This window comes from Leptospira perolatii (assembly GCF_002811875.1).
Classification (GTDB): domain Bacteria; phylum Spirochaetota; class Leptospiria; order Leptospirales; family Leptospiraceae; genus Leptospira_B; species Leptospira_B perolatii.
In genome coordinates this window covers 158522-184803 of record NZ_NPDZ01000001.1, presented here as the reverse complement: position 1 = coordinate 184803, position 26282 = coordinate 158522, and the positions used below count along the sequence as shown (strand labels likewise).

General features: G+C 41.5%; 26 protein-coding genes and 1 tRNA gene. 12 read left to right on the top strand and 15 right to left on the bottom strand.

The window, feature by feature from the left end:
• Window positions 1–9 precede the first annotated feature (9 nt).
• Window positions 10–819 (top strand): bifunctional hydroxymethylpyrimidine kinase/phosphomethylpyrimidine kinase, encoded by an 810-nt coding sequence (thiD, locus tag CH373_RS00880; RefSeq protein ID WP_207761429.1) that lies wholly within the window; start codon window positions 10–12, stop codon window positions 817–819.
• Between the two features lie 40 nt (window positions 820–859).
• Here thiD and CH373_RS00875 read toward each other — a convergent pair whose 3' ends face one another.
• From CH373_RS00875 to hisB, 6 genes are all read right to left on the bottom strand, one after another.
• Window positions 860–2677, bottom strand: a complete 1818-nt coding sequence (locus tag CH373_RS00875) for a DUF885 domain-containing protein (RefSeq protein ID WP_100712047.1) — start codon at window positions 2675–2677, stop codon at window positions 860–862.
• Window positions 2678–2693: 16 nt separating this feature from the next.
• Window positions 2694–3236 carry a hypothetical protein gene (locus tag CH373_RS00870; RefSeq protein WP_100712046.1) on the bottom strand — a complete coding sequence of 181 codons (543 nt, stop codon included), beginning with the start codon at window positions 3234–3236 and terminating at the stop codon, window positions 2694–2696.
• A gap of 17 nt (window positions 3237–3253) precedes the next feature.
• Window positions 3254–4462 (bottom strand): vitamin K epoxide reductase/DsbA family protein, encoded by a 1209-nt coding sequence (locus tag CH373_RS00865; protein ID WP_100712045.1) that lies wholly within the window; start codon window positions 4460–4462, stop codon window positions 3254–3256.
• A gap of 103 nt (window positions 4463–4565) precedes the next feature.
• Entirely contained in the window at window positions 4566–5297 is a 732-nt protein-coding gene (hisA, locus tag CH373_RS00860) for a 1-(5-phosphoribosyl)-5-[(5-phosphoribosylamino)methylideneamino]imidazole-4-carboxamide isomerase (protein ID WP_100712044.1), read from the bottom strand.
• Entirely contained in the window at window positions 5294–5926 is a 633-nt protein-coding gene (gene hisH, locus CH373_RS00855; RefSeq protein WP_100712043.1) for an imidazole glycerol phosphate synthase subunit HisH, read from the bottom strand. The genes hisA and hisH overlap by 4 nt, the downstream gene beginning before the upstream one ends.
• On the bottom strand, window positions 5923–6504 hold the full coding sequence (gene hisB, locus CH373_RS00850) for an imidazoleglycerol-phosphate dehydratase HisB (RefSeq protein ID WP_100712042.1): 582 nt from the start codon (window positions 6502–6504) through the stop codon (window positions 5923–5925). The genes hisH and hisB overlap by 4 nt, the downstream gene beginning before the upstream one ends.
• A 94-nt stretch (window positions 6505–6598) precedes the next feature.
• On the opposite strand from hisB, the gene CH373_RS00845 reads away from it, so the two are divergent.
• Window positions 6599–6680: transfer RNA gene (locus tag CH373_RS00845), tRNA-Leu, on the top strand.
• Between the two features lie 237 nt (window positions 6681–6917).
• On the opposite strand, the gene CH373_RS00840 is transcribed toward CH373_RS00845, so the two are convergent.
• Window positions 6918–7688 (bottom strand): hypothetical protein, encoded by a 771-nt coding sequence (locus CH373_RS00840; RefSeq protein WP_100712041.1) that lies wholly within the window; start codon window positions 7686–7688, stop codon window positions 6918–6920.
• A gap of 116 nt (window positions 7689–7804) precedes the next feature.
• Here CH373_RS00840 and CH373_RS00835 point away from each other — a divergent pair, with 116 nt between their 5' ends.
• Window positions 7805–9421, top strand: coding sequence for a long-chain fatty acid--CoA ligase (locus CH373_RS00835; RefSeq protein ID WP_100712040.1), 1617 nt, complete (start codon window positions 7805–7807; stop codon window positions 9419–9421).
• 394 nt (window positions 9422–9815) lie between these two features.
• On the opposite strand, the gene lpxD is transcribed toward CH373_RS00835, so the two are convergent.
• Window positions 9816–10868 (bottom strand): UDP-3-O-(3-hydroxymyristoyl)glucosamine N-acyltransferase, encoded by a 1053-nt coding sequence (gene lpxD, locus CH373_RS00825; protein ID WP_100712543.1) that lies wholly within the window; start codon window positions 10866–10868, stop codon window positions 9816–9818.
• A 373-nt stretch (window positions 10869–11241) separates the two neighbouring features.
• Between lpxD and CH373_RS00820 the strand changes: the two genes are divergently transcribed.
• On the top strand, window positions 11242–12174 hold the full coding sequence (locus CH373_RS00820; RefSeq protein ID WP_100712542.1) for a ferredoxin reductase domain-containing protein: 933 nt from the start codon (window positions 11242–11244) through the stop codon (window positions 12172–12174).
• 128 nt (window positions 12175–12302) lie between these two features.
• Window positions 12303–12515 (top strand): transcriptional coactivator p15/PC4 family protein, encoded by a 213-nt coding sequence (locus CH373_RS00815; RefSeq protein WP_100712541.1) that lies wholly within the window; start codon window positions 12303–12305, stop codon window positions 12513–12515.
• On the opposite strand, the gene CH373_RS00810 is transcribed toward CH373_RS00815, so the two are convergent.
• Entirely contained in the window at window positions 12512–14116 is a 1605-nt protein-coding gene (locus tag CH373_RS00810; RefSeq protein WP_100712038.1) for an anti-sigma factor antagonist, read from the bottom strand. The genes CH373_RS00815 and CH373_RS00810 overlap by 4 nt on opposite strands.
• 74 nt (window positions 14117–14190) lie before the next feature.
• On the opposite strand from CH373_RS00810, the gene CH373_RS00805 reads away from it, so the two are divergent.
• From CH373_RS00805 to recR, 4 genes are read left to right on the top strand one after another with little or no spacing between them, the layout of a single operon-like run.
• Window positions 14191–14664: a nucleoside deaminase gene (locus CH373_RS00805; RefSeq protein WP_100712037.1), complete on the top strand. Its 474-nt coding sequence runs from the start codon at window positions 14191–14193 to the stop codon at window positions 14662–14664.
• A gap of 58 nt (window positions 14665–14722) precedes the next feature.
• Window positions 14723–16210 carry a DNA polymerase III subunit gamma/tau gene (dnaX, locus tag CH373_RS00800; protein WP_100712036.1) on the top strand — a complete coding sequence of 496 codons (1488 nt, stop codon included), beginning with the start codon at window positions 14723–14725 and terminating at the stop codon, window positions 16208–16210.
• A 10-nt stretch (window positions 16211–16220) separates the two neighbouring features.
• A complete protein-coding gene (locus CH373_RS00795; RefSeq protein WP_100712035.1) occupies window positions 16221–16568 on the top strand; it encodes a YbaB/EbfC family nucleoid-associated protein in 348 nt (115 codons plus the stop codon).
• Window positions 16549–17154: a recombination mediator RecR gene (gene recR / locus CH373_RS00790; RefSeq protein ID WP_207761416.1), complete on the top strand. Its 606-nt coding sequence runs from the start codon at window positions 16549–16551 to the stop codon at window positions 17152–17154. Before CH373_RS00795 ends, recR begins: the two co-directional genes overlap by 20 nt.
• Window position 17155: 1 nt before the next feature.
• Here the strand turns inward: recR and CH373_RS00785 are convergent, their stop codons facing one another.
• The 5 genes from CH373_RS00785 to CH373_RS00765 all read right to left on the bottom strand — a co-directional run bounded on the left by CH373_RS00785 (window position 17156) and on the right by CH373_RS00765 (window position 23096).
• Window positions 17156–18727, bottom strand: a complete 1572-nt coding sequence (locus CH373_RS00785; RefSeq protein WP_165778751.1) for a hypothetical protein — start codon at window positions 18725–18727, stop codon at window positions 17156–17158.
• A gap of 3 nt (window positions 18728–18730) precedes the next feature.
• Entirely contained in the window at window positions 18731–19588 is an 858-nt protein-coding gene (locus tag CH373_RS00780) for a substrate-binding periplasmic protein (protein ID WP_100712033.1), read from the bottom strand.
• Window positions 19589–19664: 76 nt separating this feature from the next.
• Window positions 19665–20972: an OmpA family protein gene (locus CH373_RS00775; protein WP_100712032.1), complete on the bottom strand. Its 1308-nt coding sequence runs from the start codon at window positions 20970–20972 to the stop codon at window positions 19665–19667.
• A 71-nt stretch (window positions 20973–21043) separates the two neighbouring features.
• On the bottom strand, window positions 21044–22297 hold the full coding sequence (gene serS / locus CH373_RS00770; RefSeq protein WP_100712031.1) for a serine--tRNA ligase: 1254 nt from the start codon (window positions 22295–22297) through the stop codon (window positions 21044–21046).
• Window positions 22290–23096, bottom strand: a complete 807-nt coding sequence (locus CH373_RS00765; RefSeq protein WP_100712030.1) for a TatD family hydrolase — start codon at window positions 23094–23096, stop codon at window positions 22290–22292. Before CH373_RS00765 ends, serS begins: the two co-directional genes overlap by 8 nt.
• A gap of 130 nt (window positions 23097–23226) precedes the next feature.
• Here CH373_RS00765 and CH373_RS00760 point away from each other — a divergent pair, with 130 nt between their 5' ends.
• The 3 genes from CH373_RS00760 to CH373_RS00750 are packed head-to-tail and all read left to right on the top strand — an operon-like array spanning window position 23227 to window position 25066.
• Window positions 23227–24222, top strand: coding sequence for a M23 family metallopeptidase (locus CH373_RS00760; protein ID WP_100712029.1), 996 nt, complete (start codon window positions 23227–23229; stop codon window positions 24220–24222).
• Window positions 24222–24569, top strand: a complete 348-nt coding sequence (locus CH373_RS00755) for a bactofilin family protein (protein ID WP_100712028.1) — start codon at window positions 24222–24224, stop codon at window positions 24567–24569. The genes CH373_RS00760 and CH373_RS00755 overlap by 1 nt, the downstream gene beginning before the upstream one ends.
• Window positions 24566–25066, top strand: a complete 501-nt coding sequence (locus CH373_RS00750; protein WP_100712027.1) for a YaaR family protein — start codon at window positions 24566–24568, stop codon at window positions 25064–25066. Before CH373_RS00755 ends, CH373_RS00750 begins: the two co-directional genes overlap by 4 nt.
• A 339-nt stretch (window positions 25067–25405) precedes the next feature.
• Here the strand turns inward: CH373_RS00750 and CH373_RS00740 are convergent, their stop codons facing one another.
• Window positions 25406–26281, bottom strand: coding sequence for a ParB/RepB/Spo0J family partition protein (locus tag CH373_RS00740; RefSeq protein WP_100712025.1), 876 nt, complete (start codon window positions 26279–26281; stop codon window positions 25406–25408).
• Window position 26282 lies beyond the last annotated feature (1 nt).

Here is a 26282-nt window from a genome sequence, read left to right as displayed (position 1 = left end):
AAAGGAGTGATTCAAATGAAATCCAAACCCGTAGCTTTGACTATTGCGGGTTCCGATTCAGGCGGTGGTGCCGGAATCCAAGCAGACTTAAAAACTTTTCAAGCTACCGGAACATTCGGAACTTCAGCCTTGACTTGCCTGACTGCCCAAAATCCGGATTCTGTTACTGCCATTTTCGAAGTAGATCCTGATTTTTTGGAAAAACAAATCAGAGCCGTGTTCGACTATTTTCCGGTAGCGGTTGTAAAAACCGGAATGCTATATTCTGAATCCCTAATCAAATGCATTTCTTCGCTTTTAATCGAATACAAGAATAAAGGCAGTGTTTTCAAACTTGTTGTAGATCCTGTGATGGTTTCTACAAGTGGAGCAAAACTGCTAAGGGACGATGCAATAGTGGCCTTAAAAGAAAAATTGATTTCGATGGCTGATTTGATCACTCCTAATTTGGATGAGACTTTTATTTTAGGAAATATCCAAGTTTCTGAATTAAGCGAAATGGATTCAGCCGCGCACCGTTTGGCACAATTACTTGGCAGAAACGTACTATTGAAAGGAGGTCACTTAACTAAGTCCAAAGTAGCAATTGATGTACTTGCAGAAATCGGAAAGCCGACTATTTCATTTTCCAAACCGTTTGTCTCCGGCTTTTATCCGCACGGAACAGGATGTACTTATTCCTCTGCGATCGCTTCTTATTGGACTCAAACTTCTGTACTAGCAGATGCGGTAAGAATGGCGAAGGAATATTTACATTCAGCGATTACTCAGGCTTACTCTATAGGCCGATCAAACACTTTGAATCATTCACCAGAATGAAACTCCAAATTTGGAGTCTTGCCTCTTCTATTAAGCAAACTTAATTTCGCTTATCAATGGCGATTTCCTCTTTCATTCTCTCTTCAAGAATTTCTAAAGGGAGTGATCCCAAGTTTAAAATAAATCCGTGAAAGTCTTTGATCTGATATTTGCTCGCCTTCGATTGTTCCCATTGTGTTCGCAACTTCAAGAGGGTAAGCATACCGATTTTGTAAGAACATGCCTGACCGGGATAAACAATGTATCTTTCCACTTCGGCGGTTACATCCTTGGGTGCCATGCCGGTATTTGCCGTCATATATTTGATCGCTTGCTCTCTATTCCAACGCTTGTAGTGAATTCCTGTATCTACAACTAAACGGACTGCTCGAAATAATTCCGCTTGCAATCTGCCTAGATCGGACAACGGATCTTCATAAAAATGAAATTCGCTCGCTAATTTTTCCGCATAAAGTGCCCAGCCTTCCACGTACGCAGTAAAATGATGAGTGCGAAGTATTTTAGGCGAACTAGAAAGCTCCTGTGCCCAGGCGATCTGCAAATGATGCCCAGGTATAGTTTCGTGATAAGTTAGTGTTCTCATTCCGAATTTCGGAATCTCTTTGGTATCTCTTAGATTTGCATAAAAAACTCCCGGTCTTTTTCCATCCAGAGAAGGCTCCTCATAGTAAGCACCTGGAGCTCCAGCTTCCTTAAATTTAGGAATTCTTTGCACTTCGACTTTCGCTTTGGGCCAACCAGGGAAAAGTGCTTTTGAACTCTCAGTAGACTGCTGCAATATTTTTCTGTATTCGTTTAATGCTAGTTCTTTGCCGTCCTCGGTATCCGGAAAGAGAGATTCCTTTTTCAATCTCAGCTGATTCAGGGCAGAAGCTAAATTGTTTCCAGGAACTTTCAACGACTTGAGGATCGACTTCATTTCTTCTTGGATTCGATCTACTTCAGATAGTCCAAGCTGATACACATCTTCCGGAGATAAAGATGTAGTCGTATGAAGCTTTAGCACATATTTATAATATTCATCTCCGTTAGGAAGCTTCCAAACACCTGCCTTCGAATCAGATTTTTCTCGCTGAGCTCTAAGAAAAAGTTCTAAATCTCCATAGGACTTATAGATTTCCTGCACAAGAATCCTTTGTGCATCCTTAAGATACTTTTTTCTTTCCTCAGAATCTATGGCTTCAACTTTTGAGAGCTTTTCGGAGAAACTCTTAATGACTATGTTTTCTTCAGTTTTTGCGGTACGAAATCGCTGGATTTCCGTGATGACTCTATCTAGAATAAAATCGGGTGGAAAAACTCCTCGATTTTCTCTCAACTTCAAGCCATTCAGCAACTGACCAATTTTGAAAGGTACCGCCCTCAATCTTTCGATATAAGCGGAAGCATCCTTTTTATCCTCAATGCTATGCACTGTCGCAAGAAACGTTGGAATATGATTTTGGAGACCGAATAGCTGATTTACAGGATAATTGTGAAAAATGAATTCCTGGCCAGAAACCGCATGTTCCATACTCCATTCAATCGATTTGTAATATGCTTTTTCTTCTTTTTGAAGACTCGATACATCATAAGTTTTTAATGTGGCAAGTTGCTGCTTGTATCTCTCCAGTACCTCAAGCTCGTGTTCAGGGGAAGCATCCGTCCAACGTGAATTATGCGATTTGACCCCCCAAGCATCCAGAATTCTTAAACTACTTAAAGTTTCCGGGTCATCCAGTATATCCTGCCAAAATATTTTCTCGTAAAATAGGGATAAGGTAAAAGGTCGAAAATTCCATGTGTGGTAAACGACAAATGCAATGGTCAATAATACAAAAAATAGAAGGGAGATAACAGCTAGACCGATTCGTTTCAAGTTTTTCAGTCCTTTCCTAGAACAAAGGGAAGAGTATTTTGATTAAAAAGAGCAAAAGGAAAGTCCAAATGATCGAGGCTGCTGCTGAAAACGGAATCGGATTAGACCAATCGATCAATGGCACACAGACAAAAAGGAACATCCCAGCATAAGATACTACTGCGGACTTTTGGTATAATTTCTTTTGCCATTCAAAGAACCCTTGTCGGAAGTCCTTCGATTCCCCTTTTGCTTTTAGCAAGAAAATCCATTCCGAGATATAACCGAAGACTGCAAACAATAGGAAGAAAAAAGAAAAGATCGTGATCCAAGAAAGTCCAAGTTCAGTAAAATCGTAAATCGCTTCGAGCAGAAAAATCGTGATCGCGAAAACGACGGCGAGCGGAAAAAGGAAAAACTTTCTTAAAAACCGACTCTCCGCTGCGTATTGGTAAACAGGAACTCTGCCAGGGACCTGATAGGAACCACAAAAGACACACTTTTCCGATTCCGCAGGTATAATAGAAGCGCAGTTTCTGCAAGACTTGTGCCTCTTATGTTCTTCGGAACCGTCTTGCATAAATCTATTAGATTTCCTTAAACTTTTTTGATCAGTTTTTCTATGAGTTGTCTGAGGAATTCCGGGTTAGGGGTTCCACTCTTAATCGCCCTGTTGTTAATAAACAAACTCGGCGTACTATGAATTCTTAATCTTTCTGCTTCGTCAACTTCTCGATTGATTTGTTCTCTCACGACGGGAGAATTCATACAAGCTTTGAAAGACCCGATATTCAATCCAGATGCTTCCGCCAGCTTTAATACCGTGACCGGAGTATGCATTACTCCCATTTCGTTATCATGATACAGTCCATTATAAACCGCAGGGAACTTTTTCTGTTGGTTCGCGCAAATCGATGCAATTGCTGCAACGCAGGAGCTTGCCTCCGGAGATTTTCTTTCGATAAGTCGATTGCAATTTCCATCTAAGGGGAAATTCTTATACGCGACTCTTACAATCCCTTCGTAATCTCTCAGAATTTCCTTCAAAATATGAGAGGTATGCATACAATGCCCACAATTAAAATCCGCATATTTTACGATCGTAATCGGCGCATTTGGATCTCCCTGGATCGGAACATCCTTTAGATCGATTTGTAATTCTGGAGAATTTTCATAATCCGCAATCTGCTTTTGAATGCTTCCTGCCCCCGAACGCTCACCTTCCACTAGTGAATCTCCGGACAATCTTCCTATCAACAGACCAACAAAAAGTAGAACTAAAACAACGATAAGATAATTCGAGAATTGCGCTTTTACTGTTTTGAAGGCTGCGCCAAAGGATCTATCCTCCATTTGATCCATCCGCAAGTACGTGATAAGTAAAAGCCCACCGGTTACGAAATAGGTAAAAACGCAAAGACCGCAGATTGCTTCTATTAAGAAAATCGAAACTAACAGTAAGCTCAAATCCACAAGCATAGCGAATGCTAGTAGAAAAAAGCTCAAACGGATCGAATCCGCTTCGGTATCCTTATTCTTTTCTGCTGTTATAAATAAGTATGTTAAAAATCCATAAAATATAAAACCGAAGAGAGCTACCGGCAGATCTCCGAGGAATGGAACATTTCGAATCGCAGAATAGGAGCTTTCAGAAACTTTCGAACAAGATCCGGACTCGCTCAAAGCATCACAAAGAGCTTGAGCTGCGCCACTCCCTCCGAAGTATTTTTGTATCAGTAATAATGAAAGTAAAAGTCCGACGGCAGAAATTCCGGCCAAGACATAATTGGATAAGTATTTTTTCATCCGTTGCTCCGTTCAGAAATTACCTTTCTACCGTTCTTAAGATGTAAGGAAAGAAAAAACCGAAGTTTCTAGGAGGCTTATCTCAATGCAAATCCAGGGAGAATCAATCTGTCAGGGAAGTGATCGCTTCGGCCAAATCTATTTTACCTTCGTAAAGGGCCTTGCCTGTGATAACTCCGTACACCGGAACTTTCGTGCCTAATGTTGATAAAGCCATAATATCCTTTAGAGAAGACACACCACCAGATGCGATGACTTGAAAACCGTACTTGGTCAGGATTTCTTTGTAGGCGTTCAGGTTCGGTCCTGCTAAGGTCCCATCTTGCGCGATATCAGTAAAAATGATATTTATCACACCTGAGTTTGAAAGACGTTCGAGTAAATCCATATATTTCAAGCCGGAATCCTCTTCCCAACCGGTCAATTTTACAATCCCGTCCCGAGCATCCACGGCAACAACGACACGGTCTTTTCCGTACTTTTCTAAAGCGTAATTTAGTAACTCAGGATCTTTCACCGCTGCAGTTCCAAGAATAAATCTATCGATACCGATGGAATCGTAATAAGCTAATTTCTCCTTATCCCGAATTCCTCCCCCGAGTTGTATCTTGCATTTTACTTCTTTTCGGATCCGGGAAATGGATTCTCCATTCACACCAATTTGATTCCTTGCACCGTTCAAATCTACTAAATGAATTAGAGTAGCACCGTTTTTCTCAAAGCCTCCTGCAAGTTTCCAGGGTTCGTTTGAATAAACAGTTTTTTCATCGTATTTTCCTTTGAACAAACGAACGGCACAATTATCTAAAAGATCAATGGCTGGAATGAGTATCATACAGATTTAATAAAGTTCTCCAGAATTTTAAGCCCGAAGGTGTGAGATTTTTCAGGGTGAAACTGAGTACCGAAAATGTTTCCTTTTTCTATAACAGCAGGAAACTTTTCATTATAATAATCGCATAAACCGGTGATCGCCTTTCCTTCCACTTCGACGGGTCTATACGAGTGGATAAAGTATACGAATGATTGGTCCGGAATTCCTTGCAAAAGGATACTTTCCTTTGGCCTTCTTTGAATTAGTTTGTTCCAACCGATATGCGGTACCTTATAGTTTTTTCCCCGAAATTTTCGAATCTTTCCTTTAATGTAACCAAGCCCTTGTACTGTCGTATTCTTGCTACCGGAGACTGTTTCGTCAGAATCCTCGAAAAGGATTTGGTAACCGATGCATATCCCGAATAACGGCTTTCCTAGTTTTATATACTCATCGAGGACATCCTTCAAGCCGGATTCTTTGAGATTCCACATTGCCTTATCAAAATGTCCGTCCCCGGGCAAAATCATTGCATCCGATTTACGAATGACTTCCGGGTCCTTTGTATAGGAAAACTCTTTAGTATATAATGATATTGCTTTTAAGCAAGAATGGATATTTCCCATTCCATAATCGAGAACCGCTATCACTCCAATACACCTTTTGTGGAAGGAATCGATCCCTGAGCAGCCGGGTCAAACTCGATTGCCATTCTCAGAGCTTTGCCTAGGCCTTTGAAGATCGACTCGTGAATATGATGTCTATTTTCTCCATAGTGAACGACCACATGCAAATTCATCTTTGCATTCAGAGCCAATTTTTGCAAAAACTCTAGACTCAATTCCGCGTCATAGATTCCGAATTTTCCGACTAGACTAGGGCCGGTGTACTTATAGTAATACCTTCCGCCCAAATCGACGGCGACCGTAGTAAGTACCTCATCCATCGGAATCGTCGAGTGGCCGTATCTTCTGATTCCGGATTTGTCTCCGAGTTGTTTATGAATCATCGAGCCTAGAAGAATTGCGGTATCTTCCACACTATGGTGGCAGTCTATTTCTATGTCTCCTCTAAGCCAAAGATCCAAGTCTAGAAGACCATGCTTTGCTACGTGTGACAGCATATGCTCAAAAAAGGGGATTTCAGTATCGAATCTATAATTCCCTTTACCCCGGATATTTAACGCCAACTTAATATCAGTTTCCGAGGTCTTTCTTTCTTCTTTCATCCTATCCGGATCCTACTTTCTGCTACATTATCGTGTCAATGAATTCCAAAAATAAGCTGACGCTGAACAGATCTCGCGAAAATTATCCTTACAAGCCGAAGTGGCGGAATTGGTAGACGCACTGGTTTCAGGTACCAGCGGGTAACACCGTGGGGGTTCGAGTCCCTTCTTCGGCAGCATCAAACTTAATCTACAGACCAAGGACTCGAAGCGAGAACTTGAGAGCTCTTGCAGCGACCCATAGGGAGCGTAGCAAGAGCGACCGAGACTCACGAGGAGTCGAGGCAAGTTCGAGACGCCTCGGAGCCAGGTTTGCTACGATGGCAAACCGCGGAGAGGCGAGTCCCTTCTTCGGCAGCATCAAACTTAATCTACATAACAAGGACTCGAAGGCGGAAAAGTATTCGTCCTGCCTATCGAACAATGATTTCTTCCCATTCGGAAAATGCGACAAATGGTTTCGCGATATCTAATTGAACAAGATATCCGCCCAATCCGTTGTCGACATACAGGGGAGAGGAACCGAAAATAATGCTAGCGAGATTTGGTAAGGGAAAACTTTCCGCGTGATAGTCGCCGTACTTCTTTTTTAAGGAGTCGTAAGATGGCCAATACCAGGGAACCTCGGCTCTCCATTTGACTTTACAATTACTTTGATTTGTTTCTAAAGTCGTTAAACTGATTTTACCGTAATACAAACCGAAAATAGAATCTATATTACTTGAATCCGGCATATAAAAAGTTTCGGAAGTGATTTGTCGAGAAGAGCAGACGGAACTTCGCAGGTGCGTGCGAATTTGTTTTATTTTTCCTTGGACTTTTTCGTTTTCCGTAAATATTTCCGGTTCCAGGATAAAATCGGCACCGGTTGCAGCCAAATAATGTTCCATGAGCCGCCCGGTCTGTCGTGCAACGAAGGTCAACTTTGCACCAGTAGCCAGGGTAGAGTAGAAATTCTTCAGAAAATCTTTATCTCCAGGCGTGAACTCCTGACGCTTGATAGCTTTTACTTCCAGCGCATCGATCCGATACTGCAAAGATGATTTCCCGATGCCGGAAAAAATAGTGAACGCAAGAGATAATCGTTCTCCTGGGAAAAGGAAAATTGCGACCAATCCGCCTATGCAAACGAACGTTGCTAAAACCAGAATGAAAAAAATCTTCCTATAATTGAGGTATTTCATATGAATGTATCCGAATATTCGCGAAAACCTTCCAACCGATTCTCCTTGACAGTCCCGTTTTCAAAGTCATAAAAGTGAACCGCCTAACATAGTAATAATATTTACCGGGGAATTTTATGCAATCCACCATGATGGACTATCCTTTGAATTTACCTTCCATTTTAAAGAGGGCCAAGTCTGTTCACCCGCATAAGGAAATCGTTTCTAAATGGTGTGACAATTCGATTCACAGATATACATATTTGGATTTTTACAAGCGAACTCTAAGACTGATGGAGGCTCTCAAAAAAGCGGGAGTAAAGCCTGGGGATACAATAGCTACTTTCTGTTTAAATCATTCGATTCACTTGGAGCTATATTTTGCGATTCCTTGCATTAGAGCCATTTTACATACGATTAATATTCGTTTGTTTCCTGATCAGCTGACTTATATCATAAACGATGCAAAGGACAAAATCATCTTTGTAGACAAGTCCTTAAGTGGAATCCTAGCAAAGAATCTGGATAAAATACAGAACGTTGAACGTTTCATAATCATCGAAGATAAAGAGGAAGGAACTCCTGCCAATTTACCGAATTCTATATCATATTCAGAGTTTCTGGAAACCGGATCTGAAATAGAATCTTTTGATCCAATCGCCGAGACAGAAGCAGCCGGTATTTGCTATACTTCAGGCACGACCGGAAATCCCAAGGGGGTAGTATATTCCCACCGATCCACTTTTTTGCACTCAATGGCAATTTGTATGGGGGATGTGCTAGGCATAAAGGAAAGTGAATCTGTTTTACCGGTAGTCCCCATGTTCCATGCAAATGCCTGGGGAATTCCTTTCGGAGCGGTCATGGTAGGTTGCAAGCTGGTTTTCCCAGGAAAGCATTTATTGGGAGCCAATCTTGCCGAATTACTTGAGTCAGAAGGGGTCACGATCACCGCTGGAGTTCCGACAGTTTGGAATGTGCTCTATCAGTATCTAAGGAAATCAAAACATAAATTAAAGATTCATACTATGATTATAGGCGGATCCGCTGCACCAAGATCCTTGATCGAAGGTTTTGAAAAGGAATTCGGAATCTCAATTTTACATGCTTGGGGAATGACAGAAACTTCTCCAGTAGGGACAGTTTCGAGACTTCGTGGATTTATGGAAGAATGGCAGGAGGAGGAAAAATACGTTTACCGATCCAAACAAGGAGTAATCGCACCGTGCTTGGAGCTGAAGGCAGTAGGAGATGATGGGCATGAAGTTCCGAAAGATGGAAAATCGCCGGGAGAACTTTTGGTACGCGGACCGTGGGTGACCGGATCGTATCGAGGCGGTGTGTCCAAAGAATCTTTTACCCCCGATGGTTGGTTTAAAACTGGAGATGTAGTAGTCATCGATGAGTACAATTACATGCAGATTACTGATCGAAAGAAAGATCTAATCAAAACGCGCGGTGAATGGATCTCCAGCGTAGATATGGAAAATATAGTCATGTCCGACCCGGAAGTATTAGAAGCTACTGTTGTTGGAAGAGTCGATCCAGTTCGCGAGGAAGCCCCAGTGATTTTCGTAGTGCCTGTAGAAGGGAAAACCATAGATCCAAAGAAAATTATTGATGGGTTGAAAAGTCATTTTGCGCACTGGCAACTTCCCAAGATCGAAGATATACATTTTGTATCCACGATTCCTAAAACCAGCGTAGGCAAATTCGACAAGAAGGCCCTAAGAGCAGGCCTTTTGGAAAAGTGAAATCCGTTTCAGGTCAGAATACCCTCGGTACTTCGAGGGATTAAACTTTAGAATTCTACGAATAGAACTTTAATCTAAAGTAGAATTTCTGTGTTCGCTTAACACCACGATTTTGTTTGTATTTTGTGTCGTCAGCGCGGTAGCAAACTTATCCAACAACCTTCCCATTTTTTGTGAATCGGGAAAGATCCGGCCTGATCGGGAAGAATCCGGTATGCTTTCCGGTTTCTCGTCAATCTGTCCGGTATTCACTGTCTGCCTCCTGAAAGAATAGATGGAAAAGTGAACGTATATTACAGATCTGTCAAGCTCTTATAATACTGTGTTCTAATGTTCTTTTTAATAGAATGAAAGCTTAACGCCAAAAAGACATTCTTTTTGGCTATAACGAATCTCAGTCTTTTGATTCTATGCCGAGCCTCTTTTCGACTTCCTTGATACGCCTTGCCCATTTTTGGAAGTTGACAACATTTCTTATGTTTACCCTGAGCTTCTGGAATTCCGGGAAGGTTAAACCGTAATCCCAGCCTACATAAATGTCCGCTTTTTCAGGTGTGTTTCTAACAGAAGTTCCGCCACCAATAATCGATCCGGAAGGAATTCGGATATGATCCGCAATCCCACAACCTCCACCTATGGTAACGTTATCTTCTACGACTGTTGACCCAGCCAGGCCGGTCCAGCCCGCGATTAAAACATTTTTTCCTAATACACAGTTGTGACCGATATGGACTAAATTATCAAACTTGCATCCGTCTCCGATAACAGTGTCTTCTAACCCCCCACGGTCGATGCAAGTATTGGATCCTATTTCTACATCATCACCAATTCGTACTGTTCCCACTTGTGGAATTTTGTTATGTTTTCCGTTCGCATAAACAAATCGATAACCGTCTCCGCCAATGGAACTGTTCCCGGCAGAAATGAATCGCTTTCCGATGATTACTCCGTGTTGGATTACGCAGTTTGGTCCGACAAAAGATCCTTCTCCTATCTTTGCTCCTCTTCCAATCCTGACACCTGCTTCTAATACAGTATTGTCTCCGATCTCAGCATCCTCTTCTACAGAAGTTTGATGTCCGATATAACAGTTCTTTCCTATTCTAGCCTTAGGATGCACAAAAGCGGAAGGCTCCGTTTTCGATTCATATTGGTGAGGAGGATAAATTAGATTTAGTACCTGAGCAAGAACCAGATCTGGTTTTTCTACAATCAAGCAAGGAACTTCCAACTCTTTTGCAAACTCCTCGGTGGTTAGCACAGCACTTGAGGCTGTTTTCTTTGCTTCGTTTAGTATTTTCTTATTTGATAAAAAACTAATGGTCCCTGTTGCTCCAGGGATCACGGGAGATACTTTCCCAAATTTTACGGCTTTTGGATCGGAACAGTTGGCGATTTTAGAGCCTGGAATTTTGGAATTGAGATCATGCAATGAATAAGCAGTCATTGGACTTCCTTTTGAAATATCAGGACCAGATTGAGCCACCTTTGAATATGTTTCCATCCGAAAACTTGCAGGAATTTTGATGCGCATAGCGAATCGCGTTCGGTGAATGGATTTAGCCGGATTTTGTAGGATCTCCTAGCTCGATTGTGCCGCCCGGTTCAAAGGGCACGTATCCGACATAATCTTTCGACTTTCTTAATAAACGCGAAGATTCATTTCGAATTCCGATTCAAAATAAGCACTAGTTTGTCAGTGGAAGAGTAGTTGGAAAGCTCATCCGGATTTCCAAAGTAAATATCCAGTTTGACGAAAACCCGCTCAAAAAAATCCTGTAAGCAGTTTAGCTATGGAAAACCAGGAATCCTTAACACTTATGAAGCCCGTAAGAGAACCGCAGATTAATATTTTCAAAAAATCAAACCCTTACAAGGCAAAGGTGGTTAGCAATACTCTATTAACCCCTACTGCAGGTTCTGGAAAAAGACCGAAGAAAGAAGGCGATTCGCAAATTCACAGAATCGTTGTCGCAATCGATCACAAACAATATCCGTATGTAATCGGCCAATCTGCCGGAATTATCCCGCCAGGAGAAGATCCTGAGAAAAAAGCAAAGGGATTAGCTGACGCTGCCTACACAGTTCGTCTGTATTCAATTTCTTCCCCGAGTTATTCATTCGGCATGAAAGAAGATACGATCGAATTCATCATCAAACGTGATAACGTTTATGATGAAGAGGGGGATCCAAAGTTTAAGGGAGTTTGCTCCAACTACGTTTGCGATCTGAAAGAAGGCGACGAAGTTATTATGACTGGCCCTTCCGGAAAAAAATTCCTACTTCCTACAACTGATTTTTCCGGAGATATCATGTTCCTTGCAACCGGAACAGGGATCGCACCATTCATTGGAATGAGTGAAGAATTACTCGAACACAAGCTTATCAATTTTACTGGAAACATCATATTGGTGTATGGTGCTCCTTATTCAGACGAGTTAGTGATGATGGATTACTTAAAAGGTCTAGAATCCAAATATAAGAATTTTAAATTGGTAACTGCGGTTTCTAGAGAAGAGAAAAATCCTTTCGACAGTGGTAGGATGTACATTTCCCATCGAGTGCGCATGCTTGAGAACGAAGTGAAGAAGATTTTATCTTCTGGCGGTCGCTTCTATATTTGCGGCGGACCAAAAGGAATGGAAAAAGGCGTTATCGAAGAAATCCAAAAGATTGCCGGAGATACTGGATCTTACGAAGACTATAAGCACCATCTTGAAGGAGCGCATCAGCTTTTCGTAGAAACCTACTGATTTTCAAGATTCAATTCTAAAAAAGAATGAAAAGGGTTTCTTCGGAAGCCCTTTCTTATTTGAAAACGAGTAGAAAGCAGAACCGGGTAGGAATAGTCTCGGATCGACAATTTTCAGGAGGATCTGGAATGAGTGTAATCAGAGATATCGACAAAGGCAAAGGCGAGATTATTCGCGTAGAAATTTCAGAATTCAAGGGAAACAAATACCTGAATCTCAGAGTTTGGTATACGGATAGCGAAGGTGAATATAAACCAACACAAAAGGGTATCGCCATCCCGGTCGGGTTATATGGAGAAGTGAAAGAAGCGATACTAGCCGCCGAAAATTTGTTAGGCTAAATCTGCTTTTCTCGTATCCACTGATTCAAAAGAGTTGTAGCGTCGTCTTCGGTCTCGGCCGAACGAATATGAGATTCTAATCGAGTGATCGAAAATACCTTTCGAACGGAATCCTTTAAGTTACAGACGACCAACTCTCCACCTCTTTTCCTTAACCAACCAGCGATTTGGATCAGCATTCCGATCGCTGATGAGTCTATGTAAGAAGAGTTAGATAAATTAAAAATAATGTAGCGAAATCCTTCTCTCATCTTATCTATAATGGCATTCTTTACTTCAGGACACTTGTAAAGGTCAATATCCCCATTCGTGCGATACGCATGAATTTTATCATGATATTCTACACCTTCGTCCGGTATAGATTCATATCTACCCGCGCGTAAATCCGATGCTGATGCCACCAAATGTTTCGAGGCTGTCGGAGAATTTTCTAGAATTCTAGTTTTAAGAGCTGCGATCCTGAATCCGAGAGTCTGGAGAATGTCCGGTGCCAATTCTTCTTTATCGTTAATGTCTTTTAACAAGTCGTTTAACAAAACAACTGCTTCTTCGCTGTAACCTTCCTTCAAAAGGAAGCCTGCTTTTTTTAAACCTCTTCCCGCTCTAGCGATCAATGTTTCTACGAGCACATCCGCGTCTTCTTTTGCGCTCACGTCATTCCAATCTAGATACAATCTATTTTCTAACTGCTCTAGCTTCATGCCATCGGTAATATCATAAAAGGAGGAAGAGATTCTCAGAGACTCCGGTTTGAAATCGTTCTCCGCACGGATTTGCAAAACTATACTTTTTACGTCATCCGCGCGCATATCTCCGATCTGCATAACCAAAGATTTAATTTTTCCAGGGCGGTCCGGATCAGGTTCTGTATAAGAGGAAACTTCGGAGATCAAATCTACAAGATCGATTCCTTTTGGTAGATCGACTCGAACTTCTATGGACTGCGCATACAAAGCTCCGATATCACCGAACTCTTTAAAGAAGATATCCCCGGTCGCTTCCGGGCTTTCTATAAAGTAGAAGTTTCCTCCTCCTGCCTCCGCAATTTCCTTCAATAGTATTTCGTTAAAATCTTCACCGAATCCGATGACAGTAGTAGATATTCCTTTCTTATATGCGTTTGCCGCAATATTGATTAATTGGACCGGGTCCTTAATTCCCAAAGTAGGATTTCCATCGGTAAGTAAAATTGCACGTTTATAGACTTCGGATTCAGGAAACAGTTCTAAAGTCCTGAGCACATGCAACCATCCTCCACTTAAATTTGTAGAAGTTCCTACTTGTATCGATCCCAAACGGTGGATAACGGAATTTTTTTCAGCGAGCGGAACAAGAGGCTGAATCACCTGCATATCTTCTGCGTAGGCAACCACAGTCAAGTAGTCCCTTCGGGTTAACCAATTGACCAGCGAAGAAGAAGCTTGTATAACTGATTCTAGCTTTTCGCCCTTCATGGACCAGCTTCTGTCAAGTGCCAAACCCAGGACCAAAGGCATTCTTTGTGGATTCATAGCACCCGTTGGAGAATTGAGTCTCACTAGTAATGAGTTTAATTTTGATGCGGTTCCAACCGGCCTAAGCAACTTTGCTGAAAGAATCATGCGCTTGAAAAAACCATTTACTACATTCGTTAGCAAGTAGAATTTCACTTCAGAATACGCATCGATCTAAATCAATGGAACTGACTGAAATTCTACCTCATTTACCAGACTTCTTGCATCGCTTCCATTCACTACGTTCGGAATACGCGGAAGAAATCCCAAGTTTCACCAGAATATATTACAAGGAAAATCTAATTTGTGAAACTTCTAATTTGGTAGAACTTTCAGATGATTCTTCGCAGCACAGCGAGGTGCTTGCGTTAGCTAAAGCGAAGGAACTACTGAAGAGCCGCTACTTACACGATTGCCTTTTGCTTACCACACTTGAACCTTGTTTAATGTGCTCCGGCTCCATTTTGCTCTCAAGAATTCCAAAAGTTGCGTATCTTTTGGCAGCAAAACAGGGAGAAGGCATCTCTTCCCTCAGCCTAGAAACCATTTACAGTCGAAATTTTTTTCCCGAACTATTGCTAGTACATACGCCGGAAACTAAAGAAGCGTTCCAATCCTTTTTTAAGGATAAACGAAAGAAAGAGCCAGAAATCTGAGAGGATTTCCGCTTTTTCCTTGTTTCTACAAGGGAAGTATTTGGTACAATGGCTTATTATGGCTGGTTCGCACGAAGTACTATCCAGAAAGTATAGACCCCAACGCTTCCAAGATGTAATCCACCAAGACCTTGCAATCGGTGCCATTTCGAACGCGATCAAGACCGGCAAGATAGGACACGCCTACATTTTTTTTGGCCCTCGAGGAGTAGGAAAAACAACAATCGCTAGAATTTTTGCAAAACGATTGAACTGCAAAAATCCGGTAGAGAGCGAACCATGTAATAAATGCGATTCCTGTTTGGAAATTACGAAGGGAATCTCCGGAGACGTTCTTGAGATAGACGCTGCGAGCAATCGAGGGATTGAGAACGTCCGCGAACTTCGGGATAACGTAAAATTTACCCCTATGGGAGGTAAATATAAAGTTTATATAATAGACGAAGTTCATATGCTAACCGACCAGTCCTTCAATGCGTTACTTAAAACGTTAGAAGAACCTCCGTCTCATGTTGTTTTCTTGCTCGCCACCACGGAATATCACAAGATTCCAGAAACTATCTTATCACGTTGCCAAGATTTTATTTTTAAGAAAGTCCCGCTCGCAGTACTTCAAGATTACGCTGAAAGTCTCTGCAAAGAAGAAAAAACTCAATATGATTCCGAAGGATTATTTTGGGTGGCAAAAAAAGGAGATGGATCGGTACGAGATATGCTTTCCTTTATGGAGCAAGCATTAGTTTTTTCGAATAATCGTATCATCGGGACCGAGATTCGGAAAATGATCGGATACCACGGTATTGACATTTTAGCTAACTTTGTGAAAAGTTTAGTCAATCCGGAGACCCATTCAAGAGCCCTTGAAATCATAGAAAATCTCTACCAAGAAGGACAGGATATCTACAAGTTTTTGTGGGACAGCATAGAATTCACTCACACTCTATGTTTGCTAAAACAGTCAATTGCGGATTCAGAGTCTGTAAATTATCCGAGAGAAGATCTAATTCGAATGAGAAAGGACTTCGAGACAACCGATCCGATCGCATTGAACCATCTGTCTTTTCGTTTATTCGATCTATATGAAAGAATCAAGACATTAAGATTACGTAATTCTTTCGAAATCAAAATTTTTATAGAGATCCAGATCAAGAAGCTCATTGAAGAACTCAGCAGACCCAGCTTGTCGGGACTCGTGGATAGAATTAATCACCTGATACTTACGATTCAAGAACCCGAATCTCCTATATCTGCATCCTTTGTCGCTTCAGGCTCCAGAAGCTTTAGCGGCAAAGAAGTTAGACTTCCAAGCGATAACAAAGTCGAGCCCAAGTTACCACAACCTAGCCTAAATGAAACGGAGAATCTGGATTTAAAAAAGTCTAATAATAAGATTGGTAGTCCTGATGCGGAGGAATCCACCGTTTCTTCATTGGAAAAATTGGCGGAAGGCGCGTCCAAGACGGACACAGAGTGGGAAACGAACTTCAAGAACCAATTTTTAGGCACCGATATAGACCCGGCTAAAGTTCCGAAACTAGAAAAGTGAGGATTCGGATATGTTTGAAAATATTAAGAATGCTTCCGAAATGCTAGCACGTATGGGCGATATGCGCGGAAAAATGGAAGAGATTAAAAAACGGATTTCTAGCTTAAGAGTGACCGGAGACGCCGGGGCTGGCATGGTGCAAGTTAGCTGCACTGGTGACGGTTTAATTACTGATGTAAAAATCAATCGTCAATTGTTCGAATCTGATGACAATAAAATGATGGAAGATCTAATTATCTCTGCGACAAACGATGCTTTAAGAAAAGCGAAAGAAGCTACCGAATACGAACTGAAGACAGTAACTGGCGGGATCGACTTTTCAGAAATATCGAAGTTATTTGGCGGTAACCTTGGCTGAACATTTAATCGAAGGGATGGTAAATGCACTTTCTTCTCTGCCTGGCATCGGAAAGAAAAGTGCCTATAGAATTAGTTTTCATTTACTAAGACAAGATCCTTCAGTCTTTCAAGGTTTCATGCAAAGTTTAGCGGAAACCAAGAATAAGATTCGCTTCTGTGATCGATGCGGTGCCTATTCGGAGGAAGAAATTTGTGACCTTTGCCTCTCTTCGAAAAGGGATGGTCATACTCTCTGTGTCGTCGAACAGCCGGAAGATGTGTTTTTTATCGAAAACACTGGGGAATACAAGGGCCGCTATCATGTTTTGAATGGCGTCATTTCTCCATTAGAAGGAATCGGACCCAACGATTTGCGCATTAGAGAATTAATACAAAGGATTAAGCCGGAAGAAATTACGGAAGTTCTTCTTGCGACCAATCCAACTTTAGAAGGCGATGCTACCGCTGATTACATTCTACAGCAGTTAAAATCCCTCGAAGTAAATGTAACTAGGATCGCTTACGGAATCACTGTAGGTGGTTCGATTGAACTCGCAGATCAGTACACCTTAGGACGAGCGATTAAGTCTAGATTAAAATTGTAATTTAGAATCTATGCTCCGCTGTGATAAACAGCTCTCGCAAAATTTTACCCTGAGTAGTATCAAGATACGCTTTTAGGCCATCTCCGGAAATAAAGTACCCGGATCTTAATAACAACTGCATATCTCGAAAAGCGTTCCATCTTAGATTCAAATTGTATTCTTGTCCGAAATAAGCCGATGTGTGATAGCCATTACTTTCGTTAAAGAATCGATTGTTGTCAGTTAATGGAGATTTGGATCCGTACAATCTGTAGTAACCCAAAGTCAGGACAAGCGGACCCGCCACAACTAAATCTGTATATGCACCGTACTCGTAAATTCCGCTCATATCTCGGGCAGAAAAAAGAGCATAACCTCCCGTAAAGTCATTCGCGATGTTCGAAACCGCAAACCCGGGAAGTAAAGTTCTATACCCGTTTCCGTGTAAATTGGACTTGGTTCCATCTTTCTCATAGCCCGGTCTGCCTGTCGAACCTAGTCCGATTAAGTTGAAAGTTGCCGTTTCGCTATATCGATACGTCAACTGAAGGTCAAAAAAGCCGCCTTTTATATGGTATGTATCATATTTTCTGAATGTTTCATTTCCGTAGACATCTCGATACGGATTCAAAGAATGCACTCTTCCATGATTCACTATTCCATGCACGATCACACTAAAATTAGAGAAATTGAATTCGTTAAATAAGCCGTGCCAAAACAATTGGCCTACTTCGCTTTCTCTTGAGACAGTTCCATATAAACCGGTTCTGTCCTGAACTTCCTTGTTTGAATCATCCAAAAAATAGCTGTAAATTTCGTGCTTCGCAATATTAATGAAACTTGTTTTGACTCGATAAAAGTATATGTTTGTGCCCTGATAATTTCTATCAGCATAGGTGTTTTTGTCCATGTCGGTTAAATTATTCTGTTTTGCGACAAACCAACCTCCCTCTACAGTTGTATTCAAATTTCGAAAATCTTTCGTGATGTTCACTCCTGTACCAGGGGTAAACACAACCCTTCCTTGAGCGGAACTGAATAACTGAAGTCCAACCCGAGCCACAAAAGCATTTTCAGGAAGTTTAAAATTCAAATAGAGAAAGTTTGTCTGCATATTGACCGCGGACGAAAAACCAGCCTCTCCACCTTGCCCGGGTCCTACACTAGAAGTTTGACCAGTTCCTCTACCGCCAAAAACTACGTCACCCACCTGAACACCCACCAAAGCTTCGAAGTACTTGGAAGTGGAAAAGTTCATATTCAAGGTCATCCTCGTATCGAAATACGTGATGTCCTCTCTGTTCGGACTTATTGTACTCGGCAGTCCTTTGGTTCTTGCATTGTACTCGTTCTGGTAACGTGTGATCGCATCAGCGCTCTGCTGAGAGAGAAATGTATTTCTGTCGTAAGGTGTGACAGGAGTCTGACGCGTAGTGTAAATGTCTCTGCCCAGGTTGAAACCGCGTACCCGATAATTTCCTTGAAAGTCTAGCTTCGTTTTTTCCTCAATTTCCTGAGCGAATGCAGTACTCGTTTGAATAAATATCAAGAAGGAGGCAATCGATAGTCGAATGAAAATCGAGTATGACTTCATCGGCTACTTCACCCATTCGTTATTTAAAAAATATTTGGTTCTTAATTCCTCAATGACTCCTGTTCTCTTCAGTTCCTTTAAAAAGAAATTAAAATTATCTACGAAAATCAAATCATTCAGAGGCATAGCGGCACTAATGTATTCATCCATTACAGGAGCCACCAGAGGTAAGTACCTCGCCTTTAAGCCAGGGTTCTTTTGAAGCAAAGCCAAAATATATAAACTGTCGGCCACATAGCACATTACATTATTATTCGTTAAAGCGTCGATCGCGACCGAATCAGACAAATAGCTATAGATTTTTGTTTTATCAAATTTTTTTAATAAATAATTGTGATTCGTTGTATTAGATCTCACGGAAAATGTGGCTCCGCTAATCAAAGATAAATCCGCAATCGACTTAAAAGTTCTTGTAGTGACTATATTTCCTTCGGGCTCAGGAGGTAGGTTTCTCTTATTCACGAGACCTGCCGTGGTCGTTAAAAGATAGGGATTCGAGAAAGTGACAGTCTTTCCCCTACTCAATTCGGTAGACATTCCGGCCAATGCCATATCGATTCCAGAGGAGCTAATTTCGTCAGAAAACTGTCGAAACGTTTTTAACGGTTTTAGTTTAAGGGAAACCCCTAGATAATCCGCATAAAGTTTTGCGAGCTCTACATCAAAACCAGGAAATCCTTCCTTAGGATCTTGGATATAAAACGGATCGTAAACCTTGTTTACGCCGACTACTAACTCCTTTCGGGCCATGATTTGGTCCAAACGAGTGTCCGGATACTTGCTCTGGGCAAACAACGGAAGCTGAAGGAAAAAGAATCCCGACAGAAAGAAGGCCCGTAGGAATTCGCTCTGTCTTGACATGTTACCTAAGTTATCGGCATACGAATGCCTTGAAAGGAGTTTTTGCAATCATCGTTTTGCTAGAAGGATTGAAAAATTACTCGACTAACTGAAACTCAGTTCTCCTATTTTTGTAATCGGTTTCCGGATTCTTTTCCGGAACGACTGGCTCCAGAATTCCTTTACCGTCGGTCTGAATCCTTTGTGAACTGATTCCTTTCGACGTTAGAAAATTCTTTACCGATTCTGCCCTTTGCCGGCTCAAAACAAGATTGTCTTCCGGATTTCCGTTTAGGTCTGTGTGCCCTGTAATCTTTAATTTAGCACGAGTATTTTCTTTTAAAAACTGAACTAGTCTATCGAGTATTAAGTGCGACTCCGCTTCGATTTCGTAAGATGCAGTCTTAAAATGAATGCTTTCCAAGGAAATTTTTTTGCCGCTCCTTAGCTCTTCCCAATCGTTCTCCAATCCGATTTCATAAATATCATAGTCCGTCCCTTTTTCGGTTCTTCTACAAAAGAACCCCACTTTTCCTTCATTCGTTTCCAAAAAGAAGGCCTCATCACCAGGTGAATTGATTTCTTTGCCCAGATTGATCGGTTTTGAAAAAGAACCGTTCGGTTGTATGATAGATTTATAAATATCTAATCCTCCAAACCCACCCGGACGATTGGAAGAAAAGTAAATAGACTTTCCGTCTTTGCTAAACGTAGCGGCAATCTCGACATAGTCAGTATTAATTGGGTCGGGTAGTCTAAATGCACGCCCCCAATTTCCCTGAACATAATCCGAAGCAAAAATATCTGATTCGCCTACATTGCCGAAAGGATAGCGAGTAAAATATAAACGATTGCCGACTAGGTAAGGATTTTCTTCGATTTCAGGCGTATTAATAGTTAGAGGTAAACGAGTCGATATCGACCACCCTTGCTCTGTTTTTTTGGAAAGATACAGGTCTCTGGAAACACCGATTTTTCCGGATCCTAATTTGAATTCGAAACTTCCATCTCTATTAGAAGAAAATAAAATTCTATCTTCAGAATCTAACACGAACGGGCTTTGGTCATCAAATTGCGAGTTGATTTCGTCGAGCTCTTCACCTCGAGTCCATTCTTGGCCTTGCCGACTAGACTTATAAAGATCCGTATAGTTGGAATTCCTTCTTTTTGAATAGTAGTACATGGAATTTCCGTCGGCTGATAAATGAATTCCGAATTCATTTAAATCAGTGTTGATGCCGCCTCGCAATTTGGTAGCGCGAAGTTCCGGTTTTTTATCTGTCCTAGCACTCAGAGTCGTATCTTGAGAAAGCAGTAAGGAGAATGGAAACAGGACAAGAAACACTATCAGTCTAGTGTGACCGCGGTGTAGGCGATCCCAGTTTATAGAACGTTGCGAATTCATACTGGTACTATCTGCAAATTTTACGAAAACCTGAGCGGAGTTTTCCTAAAATCTATATTTTTTGACTGAACTTAGAAATAAGACTTCAATGCTTCTGGGATTTGAATATTCCCTTTCTCGTCCTGATAATTTTCCATGATTGCAGCTATAGTTCGTCCGATCGCTAAGCCGGAGCCATTCAGAGTATGCACTAGTTGGTTTTTGCCCTCTTTGGATTTGTAGCGAATTTTTCCTCTGCGTGCCTGATAATCTTTAAAGTTCGACACGGAAGATATTTCCATCCAGCGATTCAGGCCGGGCATCCAAACTTCCAAGTCATAAGTTAAAGAAGACGCGGCAGAAATGTCTCCAGTACAAAGTAAAACTACGCGAAACCGAAGCCCCAGTTTTTTCAGAATATTTTCAGCGTGTGAAAGCATTTTCTTATGTTCTGCTTCCGAATCTTCGGGTTTGGAAAACTTTACGAGTTCGACCTTTTGAAACTGGTGCACTCTTACCAAACCGCGTGTATCCTTTCCATATGAACCCGCCTCCCTTCGAAAGCAAGAAGTATGAGAAGTCACGCTAATCGGTAGTTGCTCTTCGGACAAAATTTCATCTCTGTATAAATTCGTTAGAGGCACTTCGGCGGTTGGGATCAAATTCAGTTCATCCCTTTCCAAACGATAATATTCGTCTTTAAATTTTGGATACTGTCCGGTGGTCTGCATGCACTCATCGGTTACCATGATCGGGACCCAAACTTCGGTATATCCGTGTTCGCGTGTATGCGTGTCTAACATGAAATTTGCGAGAGCTCTTTCTAACTTAGCTCCTTGCCCAAAGTAAGTGTAAGCCCTTCCTCCCGCTAATTTTACTCCTCTTTCAAAATCGATCCATTTCAGATTTTCACCAAGTTCGTAATGCGGTTTTGGAGCAAAAGAAAACTGCCGAAGTTCTCCATGCTCATACAAAACTTGATTCTCCAACTCGGTTTTGCCGATAGGCACTTGCGCATCTAGAAGATTAGGAAGTCCTAAATTGATTTCGTTTAATAGTTTTTCCTGGGATTCAAGTTCGGTTTCTATTTCCTTAATTTTGTCTCCGATACTTTTTACAGAAGCTGATGCGACCGCGATATCTCCGCCCGCTTGTTTTACCTTTCCAATTTCTTTGCTGGCTCTGTTCCGCTCTTCCCTCAGAACTTCAGCCTTTTTTTGCAGATCTTTTTTGCTTAGAATAATGCGAGTTAACTCATCTAAAATTCCGAGATCTTTAAAGCCTCTTAGCTCTAGATTTTTTTTTAACTCTTCCGTGTTTTCTGTTATAAATTTTGTATCAAGCATGAAAGTAAGCCTTGCGATTCATAAATTTTTCCGAATTTGAGAACAAGTTCTTCTCAACTTCTAGATTCGTTTCTTTTCTTAAAGAAAACATTTTTTCTAAAACATATTTTGTGTAAGACGGCTCGTTCCTTTTTCCTCGAAAAGGTGGAGGTGCTAAAAATGGCGCATCCGTTTCAATGAGCATACTTTCTAAAGGAAGCTTCTCGGCGGCTTCCTGGATTTCAGTCGCATTCTTAAATGCAAGTATCCCGGAAAATGAAATATAGTATCCTAAATCTACGAACTTCTTTGCCAATGTGTAATCATAGGTAAAACAATGAATCACACCAAATGCATTGTCTCGATGTTCTTTTAAGATAGAGTAAGTGTCTTCTCCAGCATCTCTAGAATGAATCACGACAGGTAATTTGAACTCTGCGGAAGCTTGGAGGAAAGAATGTAGGATTTCTACCTGAATTTGCTTCGTCGAGGCCTCATGATAATAGTCCAGACCGATTTCACCTAATGCGCATAAGCGGGGATCATTAAGATTTTCTTTTGTAAGCTTTAAGATTTCGTCTTTTTTTGGAAATTCTCCGGTCTCTGTCGGATGACATCCGATAGAATATTTTATTTCCAATTCGTTGTCCGAATACTTTTCAGCTAATCCCTTTGCTCTAAGCGAACTCTCAAGGTCGATTCCGATTTGGACGATCTTCTTAATGCCGGAAAGCTTCGCATTTTCAAGACTATCTTTTACGCTAAGTCCTTGTTCTTCGATAATGTCTAGGTGACAGTGAGTATCTATGATGGAATACATGCTCTAATTGAGGAAGGTGCCTGTTTTCAGGAACAGTTTTCGTGAATTGGATTGACTGAAAAGAGAATTTTTAGAAATCCTTACTGCATGCGTCTAATGGGCGCAACACGTTGGATTTGGGACATAACGAGTGAACCTAAAATCGTATCTCGCATTAATTTACTACAGGCTCCGCTACAAATATCAGGACCTGAAACTCAAGCTCGACTTAAAATTAGCGAACTTGAACAAGAAGGGGAGGGAACGACTCACAGTCATGGTCATTCCTCACTCCGAACAGAAAACTATCAACTTTCATATTTCCTATCGTGCGATTACAATCTTTATCGGTACAATTTTAGTTCTACTTTTAATTAGCTCGATCAATGTTCTGAGCCACTCCGGCTCAATCCACCAACTAACCGAGTTGAATTTATCCAACCAAGATTTTATCAGACAATCCGCGAAAATGAAGGAAGAGATCAATAGCCTACACGAGCATGTGGAATACTATCATGATCATGTAGGAACTCTCTATGAAAGACTAACCGGAGACTCGTCTAAAGTAGCAAAAGGAATCGGCGGAGCTGAAAAGCTTTCTCCTAATGCAGAAAATGGGAATACTCAAGAATTACCTGCCGGTGCAGAAGTGTTTCGACTGAAAGAAGATGTTCATAACTTAAAGGTCGCAAACGATCTGACTCAGGAAATCATTAGTATATTAAAAAAACGGAAAGGAGTCATTCGCCAGACTCCTTCGATCTGGCCTGTTCGAGGCTATGTTCTCTATCCTTATGGCGAATATCTGAACCCGATTACGGCTCGACACGAGTACAACAACGGAGTAGACATCGGTTCCTTTGCCGGCTCTGAAGTTGTGGCAACTGCTCCGGGGACCGTGTATGAAATCGGATACACACGCAATACTGGATACTTTGTAAAAGTAGGTCATAAATTCGGATGGAAGACAATCTATTCCAATCTTGACCGAATCAAGGTAAGGCAGAACCAGCAAGTCTCAAAAAGCGAAGTGATCGGGTTTGTAGGAAAATCGGAAAACAGCCCTCAGTATTCTTTGCACTATGAGATCCATGTAGGAACGAGAGCCATCAATCCTTTTGCCTTCTTAAACCAGATCCAAGACTGATGGCGCATACCGAAGAGCATTTAGCAGTCAACAGTATCATTGGGGAAGGCGCCGAATTCAACGGTGAATTTAAACTTTCCGGTCTACTCAGAATCGACGGAATTTTTCGTGGCACGATAAAAACCGACGGAAAAGTCCTAATCGGTAAATCCGGGATAGTCGATACGGATATCAGAGCCCGAGTTGTAATCGCAGGTGGAGAGATAAATGGGAATATCTTTGCCACTGAGCGAGTGACTCTCCTCGCAAGTTGCAAAATGAAAGGTGATATCATCACCCCTAAGATTGTGATGGAAGAAGGAGTACAATTCGAAGGCAACTGTAAGATTAACCCGATTTCACGTTGAAAATAAATTCTCAAGATTCTAGAAGAGATCCGAGACGTAAAAGAGAATTCGGACTTTCCTTCTCCGCAAGTCTTTACTCACCGATTCCTTCTGCTGTGCCTGAGGCGCAAATTCCTGATTCGAAGTCCCAATTCTTTGAACTAGTAGAAAATCTTCTACCTTACAACCAAGAACGAACTAGAGATTTGAATTCTCTTTTGCGGGACCTTCCGGATGCAGAGCGCAATTTTCTAAAAAGTCCATCTTACGAGAATTTGGCGGTCTATAAAAAGATCGTGCAAGGAATCTTAAAGCAGGTCATGGAGCGCAATTCTTCAGTAGATACTTTGCGGTCTAGAGTTCGCGGTGGAAATGACAAGATTTTTCAAATCGTGAATGTAATCGACGATAAGATTCAAACACTTGCAGATTTTATCATCCATCCAGAGAATTCCACATTTGATCTTATGAAAAGAATGGATGATATTCGCGGTATGTTAGTCGACCTAATGAACTAAGATTAATATAAAGATTCAGCGGCCCGTAGAATTTAAGACCCAGGCCCCTGCGGTCGGCGAAAAAAAGTAACTCGCCTTTTTCCCACATCCTGTTACACCAACTCCTCCGCCGAGTTCCGTAACTTGTAATTGTTCTTGAGGACAGTTTAGGTCAAAAGCAGCTTTACCCAGCCCAGTTCCTCGCACAAAATGTTCGCGCGATCCGGCCACTACGCAGGATAAAAAAAGAATCCCGAAAAGGGATCCAAAGTAAATTTTTTTCATTTCAAAAGAGTAGTCCCGAGAAACCTGTAAGTCAAGTCTCCCGGGAATCTCACCTCTCTACGAGGAATGAAACTGCTAAATACCTAGGGCGTCCAAAAGTTTTTGGAGAGATGGTAAATTGGAATAAGCAATGCTCAGTTTTCCTTTTCCGGAAGAAGCATTGTGAGCGATATCGACTTTCATCGAATACTTTTTTCGAAACTTGTTTTCTAGTTCTACGATATCTACGTCTTTTCGTTTACTCTTCTTCTTCTCTTTGACAACTGTCTCTTCTGTAAGATTCGAAACGATCTCTTCTACCTGACGAACTGTGTATCCCTTCTCCGCAATCTGATAGGCAAGCTGCTCTGTCTTTTTGCGATCAGCAATTGACAAAAGTGGTCGAGCATGTCCTTCCGAGATTCTTCCATTTTTCAAAAGGTCGATCACCGAATCAGGAAGCTGCAACAAACGAATTAAGTTAGAGATTGTGGCCCGGTTTTTTCCGACTCTACCCGCAATATCAGTAACTTTTAATCCTAGTTTCTCGCAAAGAGTTTTGTAGGCCATCGCCTCTTCGATCGGATTCAGATTTTCTCTCTGAATATTTTCGATCAGAGCCATTTCAAGCACCTGGTTCTCATTTGCTTTTTTTACGACAGCAGGAATTTTCATAAATCCTGCAAGCTTACACGCGCGATACCTTCGTTCACCGGAAATGATTTCGTATCCAGAACTTGTTTCTTTCACTACGATCGGTTGGATGACTCCATGTACCTTGATGGTTTCCGCAAGTTCTCTCAAAGATTCTTCGTTAAAGGTTCTTCTCGGTTGGTCTGGGTTTGGGCGAATCTCTGAAAGTTTGATTTCTTTTAGAGATCCGTCACCGCCGGCTTCCTTGAAAGATTTTTCTTCAGAAATCGGGATGAGGTTTCCGAGACCTCTACCTAATGCCTTTGGTTTTGCACTCATG